Here is an 18345-nt window from a genome sequence, read left to right as displayed (position 1 = left end):
TGCTGCCGCCATCGAAGCGGCCCTCGATCTTGCGTCGGCCCAGTCGGCCAAAATCAATCACGCCAACCTCATCGGCAGTTGTTTGCGGTGTACAGTTTGGTTTCGGCATTGCCCGTCCTCTCATCCAGATTCGATACCTCGATGTTCGGGCATTTCAAGGGCAATGTCGTCCTCATTTCTACGGGCTATGGTGAAATATCCGGGCTAGGCCTGCACAATTACACGGCCAGCAGTTCCACTTCAAACAGCAGCGTGGCGTTGGGCGGAATCACACCACCGGCACCCCGGGCACCGTAGCCCAAGTTGGCCGGAATCACCAAACGGCGCGTGCCGCCCACGGCCATGCCTTGCACACCTTCGTCCCAACCCTTGATAACGTGGCCCGCACCCAGCGGAAACTGGAACGGTTGGCCACGGTCTTTGCTGGAATCGAACTTGGCACCAGCGGCACCGTTGTTGTAGAGCCAACCGGTGTAATGCACCGACACGTGCTGCCCAGCTTGGGCCACAGCGCCCGTGCCGGGAATGGTGTCTTCGTATTGCAACCCGGAAGGGGTGGTGGTCATCGTCATGGAGTGTTTCCTGTCAAAAAAAGATACCACGTCAAACAGACGCGGGATGCGAATGGTACGGCATACACCCTCTAACCCAGAAGGAGAGACTCCAGTCAAGCAACCACACAAGGGGCAAGAACATGAAATTTGTTCATAAATAAGGTGCCTAACGTTTGGTTAAGGGGCGGGCTTTAGCCCGTCCCAGTGAGCAAAGCGAACGATTTGAACCATTTGTTAGGTGACACCATGCACTTTAATGAAACTCTCAATTGTTTCCACTACTGTTCTTGCTTTGAATACTATTCCCAAATCGATCATTTCCTTCTGTTCGGCCATTGGTCGTGTTTGAGTTGGAATAGGCACTGCAATTATTTCATTTAGGCTGGTTCTGTAAAATACTGCGGCAACGACTCCAACAAAAAGGACTCGCGATCCCACAGTAGAGTTTCCCTGTTTGTCTGAGTAGATACCCTGGTTGAGAATGAATACAGGGCTTCCACTTGAGCCACCAAACACAGATGCATCAATAATAAACCGTGGCGTGTTTTCAAAGTCGATAGCTATTGGACTCGCCGTAGTTCCCCGCCTTGCAACTGGTAAAAGATTTTTGCTGTCCCATATTCCATTTGGGTATCCAATGAAGGTGACAGACTCGATAGCGTCAAGCTGTTGGATTTGTTCGGCGGTTGGAATCGAGTCCGTGGGTATGTATCGATAGAACAAGTCAACCTTGTATTGTTCTTTTATATGGGCCTCTAGAGGGAGGAAAGGTGTGATAGCTATGTCTATGTCAGGTAATGTGTGGCCGTACCAAGAATTCTGCCAGTCATTAATTTCTAATTTGAAACCGGAGCCAAGATTAGGTTGATCATCCTTTCTTTGTTGGAACGTCAGCCAGCCTTTAATTGCTCCATTAACAACGTGCTTGTTAGTAACGACAAATGCAGCATGTCTGTCTTCGCTGATTTTATGAACACACAAAAAACCAGTGCCAGACCCTGTATTTCCATTTGGTGCAACTGTATCTATGCGTACAGTTGTGAAAAAAAGATTCTCTGCAAGCGATTCAACTTTCATGAAATGTGGCACCTAACGTAGAAGTCACCGGCGCTGCGCGGCTTTATCGCGCAGCGTCCGTGTGGACTGCCGGGTTAGGTGTTTGAAGTTTCGCCTTGCGCCTACCAAAATAAACGCCCATGCAACCACCAACAATGGCAAATAGAAATGATTTTGGCATTCCGGCCACTATTGCAGCATTCGGATTGCTTGACATGAACACGAATGCCCAAAGTATTACACCCGCAACCCAACTGACAACAAAACCGACCAAGAATCCGACAAACACTCGCCAAAGTTTCAAACTGGATTTGTTGAAAAAATAGCCTATCGCCAAACCAATTCCGATTGTGATGGCTTGCAGCATGGTGACCATGAAAGCTGACATGATCGCTCCTTATTTTTTGTTGCGCCAATAGTTCTCAAATACTTGCATGTGCTCTTTGTAGTAATTCGGAAAATCAGCTTTTTCAGATTCTGTGTATTCTCGATAGGCTGAACATGTGGCGTGGTATGTTGTTTCGCCGTAATCGGAAAACATCTTGTGCATGGCTGCCTTGTTCCGTTCATATGTTTGTGCGGTCTCAAGCATTTGCTTTTGATATGAAGCCTCATTTCCTTTTGAGGTTTTCGTCACGATTGCATGGTTATATTGCTCAACCTTGTAAATGAACTCCTTGTTTCTTGACCGCCATAGACTATAGGCGTGGTCATTCTGCTTTTTGTATCGCGGAAACTTCGTGTTGCACAGTTCGTTGATGATTCTCACGGAGTCGATAGCGCCATAAACCGTATAAAAGTCCAGGAGTGGCTTACCGGTGGCGCTCCTAATGTCAGCGATGGCGATCGGCGACAAGACCATAAGTGCAAGTAGATAAGCGACATTGCTTTGTATTGATATTCTTGGCATGGCATTCCCTCTGTTGTGACACCTAACGTACAGTAAACACCGAAAACGGTGCATATCCATTTAAAAATCAGGTGTATAACACAAACATATTTTGGAAAAAGTATGTGCTGTACACCCTTTTGGTTTGATAACCAACGGGCTGCTACACCCCTTTCGGTGACTACAACCCATGCTTTTTTCGATTCTACACAACAATCAGAAAATCACATTCAAAATACCATCAATCCAGCCAGTGGGTGAAAGCAGCCACCGGCTCACGCGGGGTCTGGAAGGTGTTGACCACTTGCGCCGGGTCGGCGTAACCCAGCGACATACCGCACACCAACATCTCGTTGTCGCCCGCGCCCACGTGCGGCAGCACCACCTGGGCGTAACGGTTCCAAGCCGCTTGGGCACAGGTGTCCAAGCCGTGCGCGCGCGCCGCCACCATCAGGTTTTGCAAAAACATGCCGCAATCCAGCAGCGAGCCACGGCCCATCACCTTGTCGATGGTGACCATCAGGCCCACCGGCGCGCCAAAGAACTGAAAGTTGCGCAGCTGCTGCGCGTACATGGCATCCTTGTCGCCCTTGGTGATGCCCAACAAACCGTAGAGGCCCCAGCCGTTGGCGCGGCGGCGGTCGATGTAGGGGCTGACCCACTGTGCGGGGTAGTAATCATAGGGCTCCGGGAAGTTGTGCGCCAATTCCGGGTTGGCGCGGATGTCGTCTTCCAGCGCGCACACACGCTGCACCAGCGCGTCGCGGCTGGTCCCTTGCAGCACGTACACCCGCCACGGCTGGGTGTTGGTGCCCGACGGTGCGCTGCTGGCCAACTCCAGCACATGGGTCAGCAACCCGCGCGGCACCGGCTGCGGCAAGAAGGCGCGCACCGAGCGGCGGCCCAGCAGGGCGGCATCGACACTGGCGGGGTCGGTCACCTGCGGGCGCTGCAAGGCGTCGAGCGTGGGCGCGGGGGTGGCATCGGGAGCAACAAAAGCGGCGGAATCGGGCATGGTGCGGGGGTCTCCTGGGGCAGGATGTGGTTCGGGTGGAGGCCGCCGCCATACGGCTCAGATGCGGCCAGCACCATTGTGCCAGCGCCGCCAGTACTCCCACGCCACGCGGTAGGTGTTGACTTGCACCGCCACGGTGGTGGCCATGTCGTGGCCATAGCCGCCGCCCATGCACATGGCCAGCGGAATGCGCCGCTGCCAGGCCCAGTCCAGCACACAGCGGTCGCGCGCTTCCATGCCGTCGGTGCTGATGTGCAGGCGGCCCAGCCGGTCGCCTTTGTGCGGGTCGGCCCCGGCCAGGTACAGGATCAGCCCCGGCTGGCAGCGTTGCTCCAGCTCGTCCAGCGCGTGGCGCAGGGCTTCCAAATACGGGCCATCGGTGCAGCCGTCGGGCAGCTCAATGTCCACGTCGCTGGCCTCTTTGTGGAACGGGAAGTTGCGCGCCCCGTGCAGCGACAGCGTGAACACGCTCGGGTCGTTGCGGAAGATGTGCGCGGTGCCGTTGCCCTGGTGTACATCCACATCCACCACCGCAACCGGCAGGCCAGGGCCGTGGCGCTGCCCGCGCCGGGCCTGCTGGCGCGCCCATTCGGTCTGCATCAGGCGCGCGGCCACCGCCACGTCGTTGAAGACGCAAAAGCCGCTGCCCTGGTCGGCGTAGGCGTGGTGAGTGCCCCCAGCCAGGTTGGCGGCCACGCCCTCGCCCGCCCACAGCGCGGAGCGGCACGCCTGCAGCGTGGCGCCCACCGAGCGGCGCGCGCGTTCGGCCATCGCCGGGCTCCACGGAAAACCGATCTCGCGCTGCTGCTGTGGCGTCAGGCCACCGTGCTGCACCGCCTGGATGTAGGCCGGCGCGTGTACCAGCGCCAGCTCGCCGTCGCTGGCGGGCAGGGCCTCGTGCAAATTTATGCCGGGCAGCTCGGCCTGCAGGCGCTGGCGCAGCAGCGCGTACTTGGACATCGGGAAACGGTGCCCTTCGGGCAGGGGCAGCACAAAATGGTCGGCGTAGTAGGCTTTCACGCCCGATATTGTGGTCGATTTGGGCATTTTGCGGCCCTTGCCTATAATCAAAAAGCATGCTACACTGCAGCACCGCCTTGATCCTCACTTTCAACCCTGACACCATGACCGAACAGGAGCAACACGCCATGCTGACCACCGACCAAATCATCGCCGCGCAAAAAGCCAACCTCGAAACCCTGTTCGGTCTGACCCAGAAGGCGTTTGAAGGCATCGAGAAGCTGGTGGAGCTCAACCTGCAGGCTGGCCGCGCCGCGCTGGCCGAATCGGCCGCCAACGCGCAGTCGCTGCTCAGCGTCAAGGACGCGCAGGAGCTGCTGGCCCTGCAGGCCTCGCTGATGCAGCCGCTGGCCGAGAAGGCCACCGCCTACAGCCGTCAGCTGTACGAGATCGCCTCCAGCACCGGCGCCGAATTTGCCAAGGCCACCGAGGATCAGACCGCCGACTTCCAGGGCCGCTTCATGGCGCTGGTGGACAACGTGTCGCGCAACGCCCCGGCGGGCAGCGAAACGGCGGTGGGCGTGATGCGCAACGCCATCAACACCGCAGCCAGCGCCATGGCCTCGGTGCAGCAAGCGGTCAAGAAAGCGTCGGAAGTGACCGAGACCAACCAGCACAAGCTGACCAACACCGCCCTCGAATCGGCCCAACAGACCACCCACGCCGCCCTGGCCGCCGCCCAAAACACCGCCAGCAGCGTGACCAAGAAGGGCTGAGATCCACCACACAACGGAGTTTGCTTGATTTCATACGACACTGACCAAGTGCTGCAAAGCGAGCTGCAAGCGCCGTGGTACCTGGTCTATACCAAGCCACGCTCAGAGGCACTGGTGGTGGAACACCTGTTGCGGCAAAACTACGAAGCGTGGTGCCCCACCCTCAAGGTGGTGGGCAAGGCCCGCCAAGAGACCCCATTCAAGTTTGAGACCCTGTTTCCCCGCTACGTCTTTGCCCGTCCCAGCTCAGCGCAGCAGTCGATCGCGCCCATCAAGTCCACCACCGGCGTGAGCAAGCTGGTGGCCTTCGGTCACGAGCCTGCCCGCCTCACCCACACCAGACTCTGTCAGATCGCCCAATGGCTGGAGCAACAGCACCAGACCGACGTGGCCGAACTGGCGGGGCTGCAACCTGGCACGTTGGTGCATATTACACAAGGGCCATTTACACAATTGCAAGGTTTGGTCAAAATGGCCGCCAGTAACCGTATACTTGTGCTGCTGGAAATCATGGGCAAGGAACATACCCTGGCCTTTCCCTATTCCGCAGTGACCGCTGCGTGAATTTTCTGTCCAACCCCTCAAAGGAGTTTTTTCATGAAACAATTTAAACGCGCCACCCTGCTGGCCCTGACGACCCTGGCTACTAGAGGGCGGTGACCGCATCCAGATCCCCAGTTCGCCCGATTTTGTGGGCGTCATGGGGGCGGTGCTGGCCGAAACCGCGTTCATGCACCGCGCCAGCGATACCGTGGGCGACTACCTGGACCGCGCCGGCATCACGCGCGACGCCGATCTGGATGGCCTGATGATCATCCGCGCCAACGGCAGCGTCGAATCCGCCGCGCGCAGCAACGCGCGCACCCTGTGGGGCATGGGTTCGGGCCTGCAAAGCCAGGCCGTGTTCCCGGGCGACACCATCTTTGTGCCGGAAAAAGTCGACCGCCGCAGTGGCTACAGCCGCTTTGTCGAAGGCGCCAAGGACTGGACCAGCATCCTCTACCAGTTTGGCTTGGGCGCTGCCGCACTCAAGACCATTAACAATATCAACTAAATCCAGTAGCGTCTGACATGACCGAACAACACACCGTTGACGACGACGAAATCAGCCTGCTGGACTTGCTGCAGACCGTGGCGGAGAACATCCGCCTGCTCATCCTGGGCCCGCTGGTGGTGGGGCTGGTGGCGCTGGGGGCAAGCTTCCTGATTCCGCCTACTTTTACCGCCAGCACCCAGTTTTTGCCACCGCAGCAACAGCAAAGCGCGGCGGCTTCCATGCTGCAAAGCGTGGGCGCGCTGGGTGGCCTGGCGGGTGCGGCCACCGGGCTGAAAAACCCCAACGACCAGTTTGTGGCGTTCCTGCAAAGCCGTGCGGTCGAGGACGCGCTGATCGACCGTTTCAAGCTCATGGAACGCTACGAGGCGGAATTCAAGGAAGACGCGCGTAAAACACTGGAAAGCCGAAGCCGTATCAGCAGCGGCAAGGACGGTCTGATTACGGTGGACTTCGACGACAAGGATCCCGCCTTTGCCGCTGAAGTGGCCAACGCCTACGTGCAGGAATTGACCACCCTGCTCGGCCGCCTGGCGGTCACGGAAGCGCAGCAGCGCCGGGTGTTCTTTGAGAAACAGCTGCAAAAGACCCAGGCCAAATTGATAGCTGCTGAACGCGCTCTCAAGGCCACCGGTGTCAGCGGTAACACCCTCAAGTCCAGCCCGCAGGCAGCCCTGGAAGGCGTGGCCAAGTTGCAGGCGGCCGTGACGGCGCAAGAGGTCAAAGTGGCCAGCATGCGCGGCTACCTGACCGAGGCCGCTCCTGAGTTCAAGCAAGCGATGCTGGAACTGTCGGCCCTGCGCAGCCAGCTGAGCAAGGCCGCCCAGGACGATACGTCCACAGGCACCTCGGACGATTACGTGGGCCGCTACCGCGAATTCAAGTACCAGGAAAGCCTGTTCGAGCTGTTTGCCAAACAGTACGAGATTGCCAAGGTAGACGAAAGCCGTGAAGGCGCGGTGATCCAGATCGTTGATGCCGCCCAGCCCCCGGAACGCAAGAGCAAGCCCAAGAAAGCCCTGATTGCCGTCCTGGCCACGCTGGGTTCAGACTTTGCCTTGCTGCTGTTTGTCTTTGTGCGTCAAGGCATCCGTAACGGCTCCAACGATCCGGAAACCGCTGCCAAGCTGCAGTCCATCAAACACAGCTTGATCGGGCGCAAAACAACATAAACTACAAAGACAGGCAACTGTTGAGAATGTTGCCTGCCTATGTGCCCCGCCCTGTGCGGGGCTTTTTTTACAACACCCGGAACGCCAGCACCGCCACAAAGGTGGGCGGCAATGCCGCCAGCAGCAGGCCCAGCGGCTGGATGGCGCCGTCGGAGAACTTATCCTTCAGGATGGAGGCGCCCGCCGGGTTGGGGGCGTTGGCAATCAGGGTCAGGCCACCGCCGGTGACGGCACCGGCCACCAGCGCGGTCTTGAAGTCGGGGCTGAGGCCCTCCACCAGCGAACCCAAATAGGTCAGCGCGGCGTTGTCGGTGATGGCGGTGAGCGCGGTGGCACCGAAGAACACGGTGTTGGCGTCCATGCCCATCAGCACCGGCTCCAGCCACCACTGCTGCAGCCCGCCCAACACCACCAGGCCCGACAAAAAGAACGCCACCAGCAGCGCCTCGCGCAGGATCAGCGGGTTCTGGTGCCGCTGGTAAGCGGTGGTGAAGCCCAGGAAGAACAGGAACAACCCCAGGAACACCACCGGGTGGTGCGCAAACACCACCACCAGCACCAGGAACAGCAGGTGGATGGCCACCACCGTCCAAGGCACCGGCGCAGCAGCGGGCCGACCGTCCTGCGCGTCGGCAGGGGCGGTCACCTGGGCCACATGGCCCAGCTCCCGGCGGAACAGCCACGTGGCCACCGCCGCGTTGAAAGCCACCGCCACCGAGGCCTTCCAGCCAAAGGTGGCGACCATGAACCAGATGTCCCAGTTCCACTTGGCGGCCACCATCAGCACCGGCGGCGCGGCAAAGGGGGTCAGCGTGCCGCCGATCGAGATGTTGACAAACAGCACGCCCAGCGTGGCGTACTTGAGGCGATCCGACACCTCGCGCGCAAACAGGGTGTCGCGCAGCATCAGCGCGGCCAGCGTCATGGCGGCGGGTTCGGTGATGAAGGAACCCAGCAGCGGCACGAACGCCAGCAGTAGGAAGTACAGCGCCATGCCGGTGGGCATGGGCATGTAGCGGGCCAGGGTGCGCACACCGTCACCCGCAAACTGCAAAATGGGCCGCGTACCCGCCACCACCATGATGGCAAACACGAACAGCGGCTCGGTGAAGTTGCGCGACTCCAGGTAGGCCACGGCCTCGGCCTGGCCGCTGACGCCAAACATGAACAGCACCAGCACCATGGCCCAGAAGCCAAACACCACCTCCACCTCGCCCAGCAGGTGCCAGATACCGGCGTGGCGGGGCCGGGTGTGGGCCAGTTGCTCGAAGAATTTGGTGGAGAAGGTGTGCAGGACGGCCAGTCCGAACAGGACAGCACCCGCCATCTGGATCAGGGTTGGAGAGTTCATGGCAATGCAGGGCGTAAAAAAACCGCGCGGCGGCCCGACCTGCGCATGAACCTGCCAAGCCAGAACGCGCTTGACACCCAGCGCGAAGTGTAACGCGCCGCTGGCGGCTTGGGCGCGTTGGGCTGTTCAGCCGTTGCGGGCGGTGCCGGTCTCGGGCTGGCGTTTGGCCTGCAGCTGCTGGCGCACACGCGGCAGCGCGGCCTGCATGGCCTCGCGCCCGGCCACGATGGAGCGCTGGCGCGCACCGAAATCGGCACTGCCCACGCCCACCAGCGCCGGTCGCACCACCACATCGGCCTCGGCCAGCGCGTAACGGTTGATGCTCTGGCCCATGATGGTGAAGGTCTGCAGCATCACGCGCAGCGCGTCGCTGGTGCTTTCGCCCTCGGGGGCGCTGGAGATATCGACCGCGATCACCACCTCGGCGCCCATCTCGCGCGCCTGCTGCACTGGCACAGGGGCCACCAAACCGCCATCGACGTACTCGCGCCCGTTGATGGGAACCGGCATGAACACGCCCGGCACAGCGCTGGACGCGCGCACGGCGGTGCCGGTGTCGCCACGCCGGAACAGCACGCCCTGCCCGCTGGCCAGATCGGTGGCGACGATGCCCAGCGGCAGCTTCATGCTTTGCAGCGGCCTGTTCTGCACCTGGCGGTTGACGTAGCGCGCCAGCGCCTCGCCCTTGAGCACGCCCCGGTTGAACAGCGGCAGCATCCAGTCGGTGATGGCGGCTTCCTCCATCTGCAGCGCGGTCTGCTCCAGCTCGGTGGCGCTCTTGCCGCTGGCGTACAGCGCCGCCACCAGGCTGCCGGCCGAAGTGCCCACCACCAGGTCGGGCCGGATGCCGTGCTGCTCCAGCACCTGGATCACGCCGACGTGGGCAAAGCCACGCGCGGCGCCACCGCCCAGCGCCAGCCCGATGCGTGGCGCCCGCAAGCGGGCCACCACCGGCGGGGGCACATTGCCGCCGCCCAAAATCCCTGTGCTGGCGCAGCCCGCCAGCTCCAGCGCCGCCACGCCCAGCCCCAGGCACCAGGCCCGCCGGCTCCAGGCGCTGGGCGCACCGGCCGCATTTACATGTTGTTGCATCGTTTCCTCAATAAGAATGATTCGTGTTTATGATAGTATCCATCCCAGCACAGCCTTTCCGGCACACCGTTGACGCCGACCCCACCGTTTACAGGAGAATCCTTGATGTCGCTGCACCGTTCCACCGCCTTGCGTTGTCTGGCCGCCGTGGCCACGCTGGGCACCGCCGCCAGCCCGTCGCACGCCCAGACGTCCGAAAAAGTGCTCAACCTCTACTCCGCGCGCCACTACCAGACCGACGAGGCGCTCTACAGTGCCTTCACCAAGACCACCGGCATCACCATCAACCGCGTGGATTCGGACGACGCCGGGATTGTGGCCCGTTTGCGCGCCGAAGGTGTGGCCTCGCCCGCCGACGTGGTCCTGCTGGTCGATGCCGCCCGCATGGCGCAAGCCGACGCCCAAGGCCTGTTCCAGCCCATCCAGTCGGCCAAGCTTGATGCCGCCATCCCGGCCAACCTGCGCGCCACGCCCACCAAGGACGGCGTGAGCTGGACGGGCTTCTCGACCCGCGCCCGCGTGGTGGTGTACGACCCGCTGCGCGTCAAGGCCAGCGACGTGGCCACCTACGAACAGCTGGCCGACCCCAAACTCAAGGGACTCTTCTGCAGCCGCTCCGGTTCCAGCCCTTACAACTTGTCACTGTTTGCCACCGTGGTGGAGCGCCTGGGCGACGCCAAGGGCGAAGCCTGGCTCAAGGGCCTGGTGGACAACATGGCGCGCGCACCCAAGGGCGGCGACACCGACCAGATCAAGGCCGTGGCCTCGGGCGAATGCGGTGTGGCGCTGACCAACACCTACTACCTGGCGCGCCTGCTCAAGTCCGACAAGCCCGCCGACCGCGCAGTGGCCGAGAAGGTGCGCGTCGTGTTCCCGAACCAGGGCACCAGTGGCACCCACGTCAACATTGCCGGCGCCGCCGTGGCCAAGCACGCCAAGCACCGCGACAACGCCGTGCAGTTCATGGAATACCTGGCCAGCCCGTTTGCGCAGGAATACTTTGCCAACGGCAACAATGAATTCCCGGCCGCCAAGGGCGTGAAGGTCAGCAACCCGGCCATCACCGCCATGGGCGGCGACAGCTTCAAGCCCGAGACCATCCCGCTGGGCGTGGTGGCCAAGAACCTGACCAAGGTGCAGCAGATGCTCGACCGCGTGGGCTACAAGTGACCCAGCGATACGGCGGGTAACATAGAGGTTTTCCTGCAATAAGATGGCGGCCTTTGCATGGCCGCCATTTTTCATTTCCATGTCCGCACGTACGCCCCATGAAATTGCCCGCGACGCGGTCAAACTGCTGACCGCACGCAACCTGCCCCCCACCCCCGACAATTTCCAGGCGGCCTACCACGAGACCGCAGGCACCAAGCCACTCAAGCCGTTTCCGCTGGAGAACTGGCGCCAGCTGGTGGACGCCCTGCCCAGCCACACCCCCAGCCAGGTGCAGCTCAAGCGTCGGCTGGACGCGGGCATCCGCATGCACAACTGGGGCGACCTGCACAAGGCGCTGGTGTCGTACCTGGACCTGCAGGCGCCAGCGGCTGGCGCGGCGGGCAACGGCGGCCCTGCCATCGTGACGCGCGACGAGGAAGTGCTGCCGCGCGAGCTGCTGGAGCAGATGGCGCGCATTGTGGAATTTGCCCTGCCCGCCGTGGGCAACGACGACGCCAAGCTGCTGGAAAAGGCCGAGCAGCTCACCGACTACCTGCGCCTGGGCGACAAGTACCTGCCCGCGCTGCGCAAGCTGCTGGCCGACTTTGCGTTCCGGCTCTCGTTTGCGGCCGAGGAGCAGCGCCTGGTCAAGAGCGGGCTGCTGGGCCTGCTGCGCCTGGTATGGGACAACATCGCCACCCTCAGCCCCGACCAGCCCTGGCTGGTGTCGCACATGCAGGCGCTGGTGCAAGCGGCCGAGCAGCCGCTGACGGTGCGCCAGCTCGACGCGCTGACGCGCCAGTTCAAGGACGTAGTCCACAAGCAGGCCAACACGCGCGAGCGCATGGCCCAGGCCCAGGCCGAGATGAAGACCACACTGGCCACCTTTGTGGAGCGCCTGGCACAGATGAACGAGCACAACGGCCACTACCGCGACACGCTGGAGCACTGCGCGCAGGCGCTGGAGAACGTGACCGACATGGCCGACATGGCCCCGGTGCTGGAGGCCGCGCTGCACGCCACGCGCGGCATGGCGCTCGACACCCAGCGCATCAGCGACGAGCTGCAGCAGCTGCGCCAGCGCACCGACGCCGCCGAGGCCGAGGTGGTGCGGCTGCAGCAGGAACTCGACGAGGCCAGCCGCCTGGCGCGCTACGACCTGCTGACCGGCACCCTGAACCGGCGCGGGCTGGAAGAAGTGGTGCAGCGCGAGCTCAACCGCGCCGAGCGGCTGCAGAGCCCGATCTGCCTGGCGGCGCTGGACCTGGACGACTTCAAGCTCATCAACGACCGCCACGGCCACGACACCGGCGACGCCGCGCTGCAGCACCTGGCCCAGGTCGTCAAGCGCGCGCTGCGCCCGGCCGACACGCTGGCGCGCTACGGCGGCGAGGAGTTCGTCATTGTGCTGCCCGATACCGCGCTGGAAGAAGGCGTCGCCATCCTGCGCAACCTGCAGCGCGAGCTGACCAAGCAGCTGTTCCTGCAGGGAACGCACCGCATCCTCATCACCTTCAGCGCGGGCGTGACGCTGTGGCACCCCAGCGAGACCGGGCGCAACGTCATCAACCGCGCCGACCAGGCCATGTACGTGGCCAAGGACAACGGCAAGAACCAGGTCGTGGCGATCTAGCAGGCGGCGGCGCACATGAGCATTCCCCAGTCTTTCCTGCAGGAGCTGCTGGCCCGCACCGACATCGTCGAGGTGGTGGGCCGCTACGTGCCGCTGAAAAAAGGCGGCGCCAACTTCATGGGCCTGTGCCCGTTCCACGGCGAGAAGTCGCCCTCGTTCAGCGTCAGCCCGGTCAAGCAGTTCTTCCACTGCTTTGGCTGTGGCAAGAACGGCAATGCCATTGGCTTCTTGATGGAGCACACCGGCATGGGCTTTGTGGAGGCGGTGCAGGACCTGGCGCAGCAGGCCGGGCTGCAGGTGCCGCAGGACGAGCAATCGCCCCAGGAGCGCGCCCGCGAAGCCGAACAACGCCAGCGCCAGCAAACCTTGACCGGCGTGCTGGAACAGGCCACCAAGGCGTACCAGCAGCAGCTGCGCCAGTCACAGCGGGCGATTGCCTACCTCAAGGGCCGTGGCTTGTCGGGCCAGGTGGCCAAGACCTTCGGTCTGGGCTACGCGCCCGAGGGCTGGCGTTTTCTGTCCACCGCGCTGCCCGACTACCAGAGCCCGCTGCTGACCGAGGCCGGTCTGGTGATTGCGCCCGAAGCGGCGGAAGGCCACAGCGGCGAAGGCAAACGCTACGACCGCTTCCGCGACCGCATCATGTTCCCGATCCGCAACCTCAAGGGCGAGTGCATCGGCTTTGGTGGCCGGGTGCTGGACCACGGTGAACCCAAGTACCTGAACTCGCCCGAAACGCCGGTGTTCAGCAAAGGGCACGAGCTGTACGGCCTGTTTGAGGCCCGCAACGCCATCCGCCACAGCGGCTACGCCTTGGTGACCGAAGGCTACATGGACGTGGTGGCGCTGGCGCAACTGGGCTTTGCCAACGCGGTGGCCACGCTGGGCACGGCCTGCACCGCCGACCACTTGCGCAAGCTGCTGCGCTGCACCGATGCCGTGGTGTTCAGCTTTGACGGCGATGCCGCCGGGAGGCGCGCCGCGCGCAAGGCGCTGGAAGCCGCCCTGCCCTGGGCCAGCGACACGCGCAGCCTCAAGTTCTTGTTCCTGCCGCCCGAGCACGACCCCGACAGCTACATCCGCCAGCACGGCGCCGACGCCTTTGCCACGCTGGTGCAGCAAGCCACGCCCTTGAGCCGCTTCCTGCTGGAAGTGGCCGCCACCGACTGCGACCTGGCCACCGCCGAAGGCCGCGCCCGCCTGGCCAGCCAGGCGCAGCCGCTGTGGCACGCCATGCCCGACGGCGCGCTCAAGCGCCAGCTGCTGCCCGAGCTGGCGCAACAGGTGCGGCTGCAGGCACAGGAACTCGGGCAGCTGTGGCAGCAGCAGGCCGCCGCTGGCGCACATGGACACGGCGGGCACGGCCAGCACCGCAGCACCGCGCGCACCGCCTACAGCGCCGAGCCGCCGCCCTTGGATCACAACGACGCCGAGGCCAGCAGCGGCAGCGACCATTTCAGCCCTAGCCCCCGCCGCCCATTCAGGCGCCCGCGCCAGAGCGGCAGCAGCGCCAGTGCAGGCGGCGCCCCATCGCCCGGCGGCATCGTGCGGCGCGAGGATCGGCTGGCGCGCATCCTGCTGGAGGCAGCCGACGGCTGGGACTGGCTCAGCGCCGACGACCAGCAGCTGCTGGGCCAGTTGCCCGCGCCGCACGGGCTGCTGTTCAGCTGGCTGGAGCGCCAGTGGCACGAGCACGGCCCGCAAGACCCCGAGGCGCGGCTGGCCGCGCTGCAGGCCGAACCGTTTGCCGACTGGGCCCGCACCCTGCTGACACCACCGCCGCACAGCGACGCCAGCGCCAACGCGCCCACCCGCCCAGGCGGGCAAGCCGACGAGGTGCGCCAGGAACTGCGCGAGCTGCTGCGACGCGAGCACATCGACCACCTCAAGGCGCTGGAAACCGCCGCCATCGCCCAGGCCGAACACGACCCCGCCGCGCTGCAGCACTACCGCGAGCTGCTGCAGCAGCGGCGTGCGCTGGAACAAGCCGCCCCCCGCAGCGACACCGACTCCCGGGCCTGAAACCGGGTCTGGCAGCACCGCCGGGTGGTTCAATCTGCCTGCTGCAGGTGCTCCAGCGCCCTGGCAAAGTCAAAATCGGCGATGGCCTGGGCCACGGGCGCGTAGTACGTGCCCAGAGTCGCGCGCAGCTCGTCGGCGTGCGCCTCGAACAGCTCCACGCTGGCGGCGTCGTCGTCCTGCAGCTGCTGCACCAGGCGCGCCTTGAGGCGCCGCCACTGGTCGGCGTCCAGCGCGGGGGCGGGAGGTGGCTCGGTGGCGGGCGGCAGGTGGGCCGCCACGGCCTGCAGCACCGCCTGCAACTCGGTGGCCAGCGCCGCTTGCAGCGGTGCCAGCGTGGCCACCGGTGGCTCATGCGCGGCCACGGCGTGCTCGATCTGCGCCGCCAGCTCGCTCAAGTGCGCGGCGCCAATCTGCGCGGCCACGCCCTTGAGGGTGTGGGCGGTGCGCCGGGCATCGTTCCAGCGCGCCTCGGCCACGCACTGCGCCAGCTGCCCGGCGGTGTCGGTCTGCCCGGTCAGGAACTTGCGCAGCAGATTGTGGTACAGCGGCTCGCGTCCCAGCACCTGGCGCAGGCCAGCGGCGGGATCCAGCACGGGTGATGCGGTGGCGGCCAAGGGTGCGGTCAGCGCCGCATCTTCTGGTGGCACCGCTGGCGCAGCGGCCGCAGGCGATGCCGGGCGCGCACCGGGCCGCACCCACTGCAGCAGCTTGGTCAGCAACAGCTGGGGGTCGACCGGCTTGGCAATGTAGTCGTTCATGCCCGCGTCGATGCAACGCTGGCTGTCGCCCGCCATGGCGTTGGCGGTCATGGCCACGATGGGCAGATCGGCCAGCTGCGCCAGCGTGCGGATGTGGCGCGTGGCGGTCAGGCCGTCCATCACGGGCATTTGCATGTCCATCAGCACGATGTCGTAGGGGCGCTGCTGCACCATGTCCAGCGCCACAGCGCCGTTGGGGGCCACGTCCACCTGCAACCCGGCGTCCTGCAAGAAGGCGGTGGCCACTTCCTGGTTGATGTCGTTGTCCTCCACCAGCAGGGCGCGGGCGCCGTGCAGGGCGCGGGTATCGGGCACGGCATCCAGCGGGGGCGGGGCCAGGCGGTAGGCGTCGCCGCCCACGTTGAGCACACGCACGATGGCGTCGAACAGCAGCGAGGCGCTGACAGGCTTGAACACCACGTCGGCAAAGTCGGCCCCGTTCCAGTGCTGCGCCACCTCCTCGGTGCCGTGGCCGGTGACGAGCACGCACTGCGGTCGCTGTGCCAGCCCGAGCCCGGCAATGCGGCGCGCGGTCTCGCTGCCATTGAGCCCCGGCATCAGCCAGTCCAGGAACACCACGGCGTAGGGCTGGCCCGCGGCCTCGGCGGCGCGCAGCTCGTCGAGTGCGGCCTGGCCGCTGTCCACCGCCGTCACGTTGAAGGCCATGCGCGTGAGCAGCCCTTGCATCACCATGCGCGCGGTGGTGTTGTCGTCCACCACCAGCATGCGCCGCTCGCGCAATTCGGGGCGCACGGTCAATGGGGGGTTGCTGACGGCGGTCAGGCCCAGGCGGGCCGTGAACCAGAAAGTGGAGCCCACGCCGGGCGTGCTCTCCAGGCCGACCTGGCCGCCCATGAGCTCAGCGAGCTGCTTGGCAATCGCCAGCCCCAGCCCGGTGCCGCCGTACTTGCGGGTGGTGGAGCTGTCGGCCTGCTCGAAGCTGTGGAACAGCTTGTCGCGCTGCGCCGGGTCGATGCCGATGCCGGTGTCGCGCACCGCAAAGTGCAGCAGCACCTCGCTGGCACTGCGTTCGGCCACGCGCACCTGCAGCGCAATCTCGCCGCGCTCGGTGAACTTGACGGCGTTGTTGGCGTAGTTGAGCAGCACCTGCTCCAGGCGCAGCGGATCGCCCAGCAGGCGCTGGGGCACGTCGGGCGCCACCTCCAGCAGCAGCTCCAGGCCCTTGAGCGCAGCGCGCTCGCCCAGCAGGTTGAGCACGTGGTCGATCACGGGCTGCAGCTCGAACTCGATGTGCTCGACCGTGAGCTTACCCGATTCGATCTTGGAGAAATCCAGGATGTCGTTGATCACGCCCAGCAGGTGCTGGCTGGAGGTCTGGATCTTGCGCACGTAGTCGAGCTGGCGCGGCGTGAGGTCGGTCTTGAGCACCAAGTGCGTCATGCCCACCACCGCGTTCATGGGCGTGCGGATCTCGTGACTCATGTTGGCCAGGAAGTCGGCCTTGGCGCGGCTGGCGGCCTCGGCGGCCTCCTTGGCCTTGGCCAGCTCGGCGGTGCGGGTGCGCACCACTTCTTCCAGCTGCTCGCTGTAGCGTTCCTGTTCCCGCTCCAGTTGCACGGTGTGCGTCACGTCGCGCGACAGCAGCACGTAGTGCGGGCGCTGCTGGCTCCCGCTGCAGGCAATCGAGGCCTCGTACCAGTGCCGCTGCCCGGCCACCACCAGGCTGTAGCGGCGTACGTAGTCGGTGCCGTTGGCCAGCGCGGCGGCCAGGCCCTCGCGCACCACCTGGGCCACGTCCGGCGGCAGCAGGTCCTGGTAGTAGCGGCCCACCATCTGGCGCGGCGAAGCGGCCACCGGCGTGTGGCGCGCCGAATGGGTGTCGATGATCTTGCCGTCGGCGTCGATTTCCACCAGCAGGTCCGGAATGGCCTCGAAGATCGACTCCAGGTGCTCCTTGGCGGCCTGGGTGGCGGCCTGCGCCGCCTCGCGCTCGCGCAGTGCCAGCGTCAGCGCCTGGGTCTGGCGGGCCACGCGCGCGTGCAGCATGCGGTTCCACACCACCAGCACGGTGGCCAGCAGGCCCAGCCCCAGCAGCACCCAGCCCGCGTAGCGCAGGTACAGCGGCAGGCGGCGCTGCTCCACCGGCACGCCCAGCCACTTGTCAAAAATCTGCTGGCGCTCGGCGGGCGTGATGCGGGCAAAGCCCTCGGCCAGGCGCTGCAGCAGCGCGGTGTCGCCCTTGCGCACCGCCCAGTGTCCGCTCAGGGTGAACAGCGGCGGCGAATGGTGAAAGCGTTCGGCCTGACCCTGGCGGTTGAGGTAGTAGCCCGCCATCATCTGGTGCGCGGCAAACACGCGCAATTCGCCCTTGGCCACGGCCTCGAACAGCGACTCGTAGTCGCGGTAGTACTGCAGGTTGGTCGAACCACCCGCCAGCAGCTTGCTGGCCGTGGCCGTGCCCTCCTGCACCCCGATCAGGAAGCCCTTGCTGCTGGGAATATCGACAATGCCGCTGATGCTGGTGTCGTAGTAGATCGACACGTCCAGCGACAGGTAGGGCGCCGAGAAATCGAACCACTGCCGACGCTCGTCGGTGACGGTGATGAGATCGACCACATCGGCCTCGCCCGCGCGCACCCGCGCCTGGCCCTGGGCAAAGGGCACGGCCTCGAAGCGCACCGGGATGCCAGTCCTAGCCCGGATATTTCACCATAGCCCGTAGAAATGAGGACGACATTGCCCTTGAAATGCCCGAACATCGAGGTATCGAATCTGGATGAGAGGACGGGCAATGCCGAAACCAAACTGTACACCGCAAACAACTGCCGATGAGGTTGGCGTGATTGATTTTGGCCGACTGGGCCGACGCAAGATCGAGGGCCGCTTCGATGGCGGCAGCA

16 protein-coding genes are annotated in these 18345 nt (G+C 64.1%); 7 read left to right on the top strand and 9 right to left on the bottom strand.

Annotated elements, in window-relative coordinates; all coding sequences use genetic code 11:
- Positions 1-218: 218 nt before the first annotated feature.
- The 6 genes from CON76_RS12200 to CON76_RS12180 form a co-directional block, all read right to left on the bottom strand.
- The gene (locus tag CON76_RS12200; RefSeq protein WP_101103680.1) at positions 219-566 is read right to left on the bottom strand and encodes an FKBP-type peptidyl-prolyl cis-trans isomerase; all 348 of its coding nucleotides are present in this window, start codon (positions 564-566) and stop codon (positions 219-221) included.
- 222 nt (positions 567-788) lie between these two features.
- A complete protein-coding gene (locus tag CON76_RS12195; protein ID WP_101103678.1) occupies positions 789-1631 on the bottom strand; it encodes a trypsin-like peptidase domain-containing protein in 843 nt (280 codons plus the stop codon).
- Between the two features lie 43 nt (positions 1632-1674).
- Positions 1675-1977 (bottom strand): hypothetical protein, encoded by a 303-nt coding sequence (locus CON76_RS12950; RefSeq protein WP_145995451.1) that lies wholly within the window; start codon positions 1975-1977, stop codon positions 1675-1677.
- Positions 1978-2007: 30 nt separating this feature from the next.
- Positions 2008-2520 (bottom strand): hypothetical protein, encoded by a 513-nt coding sequence (locus CON76_RS12190; RefSeq protein ID WP_145995450.1) that lies wholly within the window; start codon positions 2518-2520, stop codon positions 2008-2010.
- Between the two features lie 220 nt (positions 2521-2740).
- Positions 2741-3514 carry a nitroreductase gene (locus CON76_RS12185; protein ID WP_101103675.1) on the bottom strand — a complete coding sequence of 258 codons (774 nt, stop codon included), beginning with the start codon at positions 3512-3514 and terminating at the stop codon, positions 2741-2743.
- Positions 3515-3571: 57 nt separating this feature from the next.
- Positions 3572-4561, bottom strand: coding sequence for a histone deacetylase family protein (locus tag CON76_RS12180; RefSeq protein WP_420812948.1), 990 nt, complete (start codon positions 4559-4561; stop codon positions 3572-3574).
- Between the two features lie 101 nt (positions 4562-4662).
- Between CON76_RS12180 and CON76_RS12175 the strand changes: the two genes are divergently transcribed.
- The 4 genes from CON76_RS12175 (at position 4663) to CON76_RS12160 (ending at position 7476) form a co-directional block, all read left to right on the top strand.
- On the top strand, positions 4663-5250 hold the full coding sequence (locus CON76_RS12175; protein ID WP_101103682.1) for a phasin family protein: 588 nt from the start codon (positions 4663-4665) through the stop codon (positions 5248-5250).
- A gap of 24 nt (positions 5251-5274) precedes the next feature.
- Complete coding sequence (gene nusG, locus CON76_RS12170; RefSeq protein ID WP_101103673.1) at positions 5275-5814, top strand: transcription termination/antitermination protein NusG; 540 nt, start codon at positions 5275-5277, stop codon at positions 5812-5814.
- A gap of 136 nt (positions 5815-5950) precedes the next feature.
- A complete protein-coding gene (locus CON76_RS12165) occupies positions 5951-6304 on the top strand; it encodes a polysaccharide biosynthesis/export family protein (protein ID WP_101103671.1) in 354 nt (117 codons plus the stop codon).
- A gap of 17 nt (positions 6305-6321) precedes the next feature.
- Positions 6322-7476, top strand: a complete 1155-nt coding sequence (locus tag CON76_RS12160) for a Wzz/FepE/Etk N-terminal domain-containing protein (protein WP_101103669.1) — start codon at positions 6322-6324, stop codon at positions 7474-7476.
- Positions 7477-7543: 67 nt separating this feature from the next.
- On the opposite strand, the gene CON76_RS12155 is transcribed toward CON76_RS12160, so the two are convergent.
- Positions 7544-8827 (bottom strand): putative Na+/H+ antiporter, encoded by a 1284-nt coding sequence (locus tag CON76_RS12155; protein WP_205758239.1) that lies wholly within the window; start codon positions 8825-8827, stop codon positions 7544-7546.
- Between the two features lie 126 nt (positions 8828-8953).
- The gene (locus tag CON76_RS12150; RefSeq protein WP_101103664.1) at positions 8954-9919 is read right to left on the bottom strand and encodes a patatin-like phospholipase family protein; all 966 of its coding nucleotides are present in this window, start codon (positions 9917-9919) and stop codon (positions 8954-8956) included.
- A gap of 105 nt (positions 9920-10024) precedes the next feature.
- On the opposite strand from CON76_RS12150, the gene CON76_RS12145 reads away from it, so the two are divergent.
- From CON76_RS12145 to dnaG, 3 genes are all read left to right on the top strand, one after another.
- A complete protein-coding gene (locus tag CON76_RS12145; protein WP_101103662.1) occupies positions 10025-11089 on the top strand; it encodes an extracellular solute-binding protein in 1065 nt (354 codons plus the stop codon).
- A 79-nt stretch (positions 11090-11168) separates the two neighbouring features.
- On the top strand, positions 11169-12704 hold the full coding sequence (locus tag CON76_RS12140) for a GGDEF domain-containing protein (RefSeq protein ID WP_169929060.1): 1536 nt from the start codon (positions 11169-11171) through the stop codon (positions 12702-12704).
- Between the two features lie 15 nt (positions 12705-12719).
- Positions 12720-14726 carry a DNA primase gene (gene dnaG / locus CON76_RS12135; protein WP_101103659.1) on the top strand — a complete coding sequence of 669 codons (2007 nt, stop codon included), beginning with the start codon at positions 12720-12722 and terminating at the stop codon, positions 14724-14726.
- Between the two features lie 29 nt (positions 14727-14755).
- On the opposite strand, the gene CON76_RS12130 is transcribed toward dnaG, so the two are convergent.
- Positions 14756-18148 (bottom strand): response regulator, encoded by a 3393-nt coding sequence (locus tag CON76_RS12130; RefSeq protein ID WP_276309006.1) that lies wholly within the window; start codon positions 18146-18148, stop codon positions 14756-14758.
- Between the last annotated feature and the right edge of the window lie 197 nt (positions 18149-18345).

The organism is Macromonas bipunctata (genome assembly GCF_002837135.1).
GTDB classification, from domain to species: domain Bacteria; phylum Pseudomonadota; class Gammaproteobacteria; order Burkholderiales; family Burkholderiaceae_C; genus Macromonas_A; species Macromonas_A bipunctata.
The sequence above is the reverse complement of the archived record's forward strand: the minus strand, read 5'-3'. Positions and strand labels throughout refer to the sequence as shown.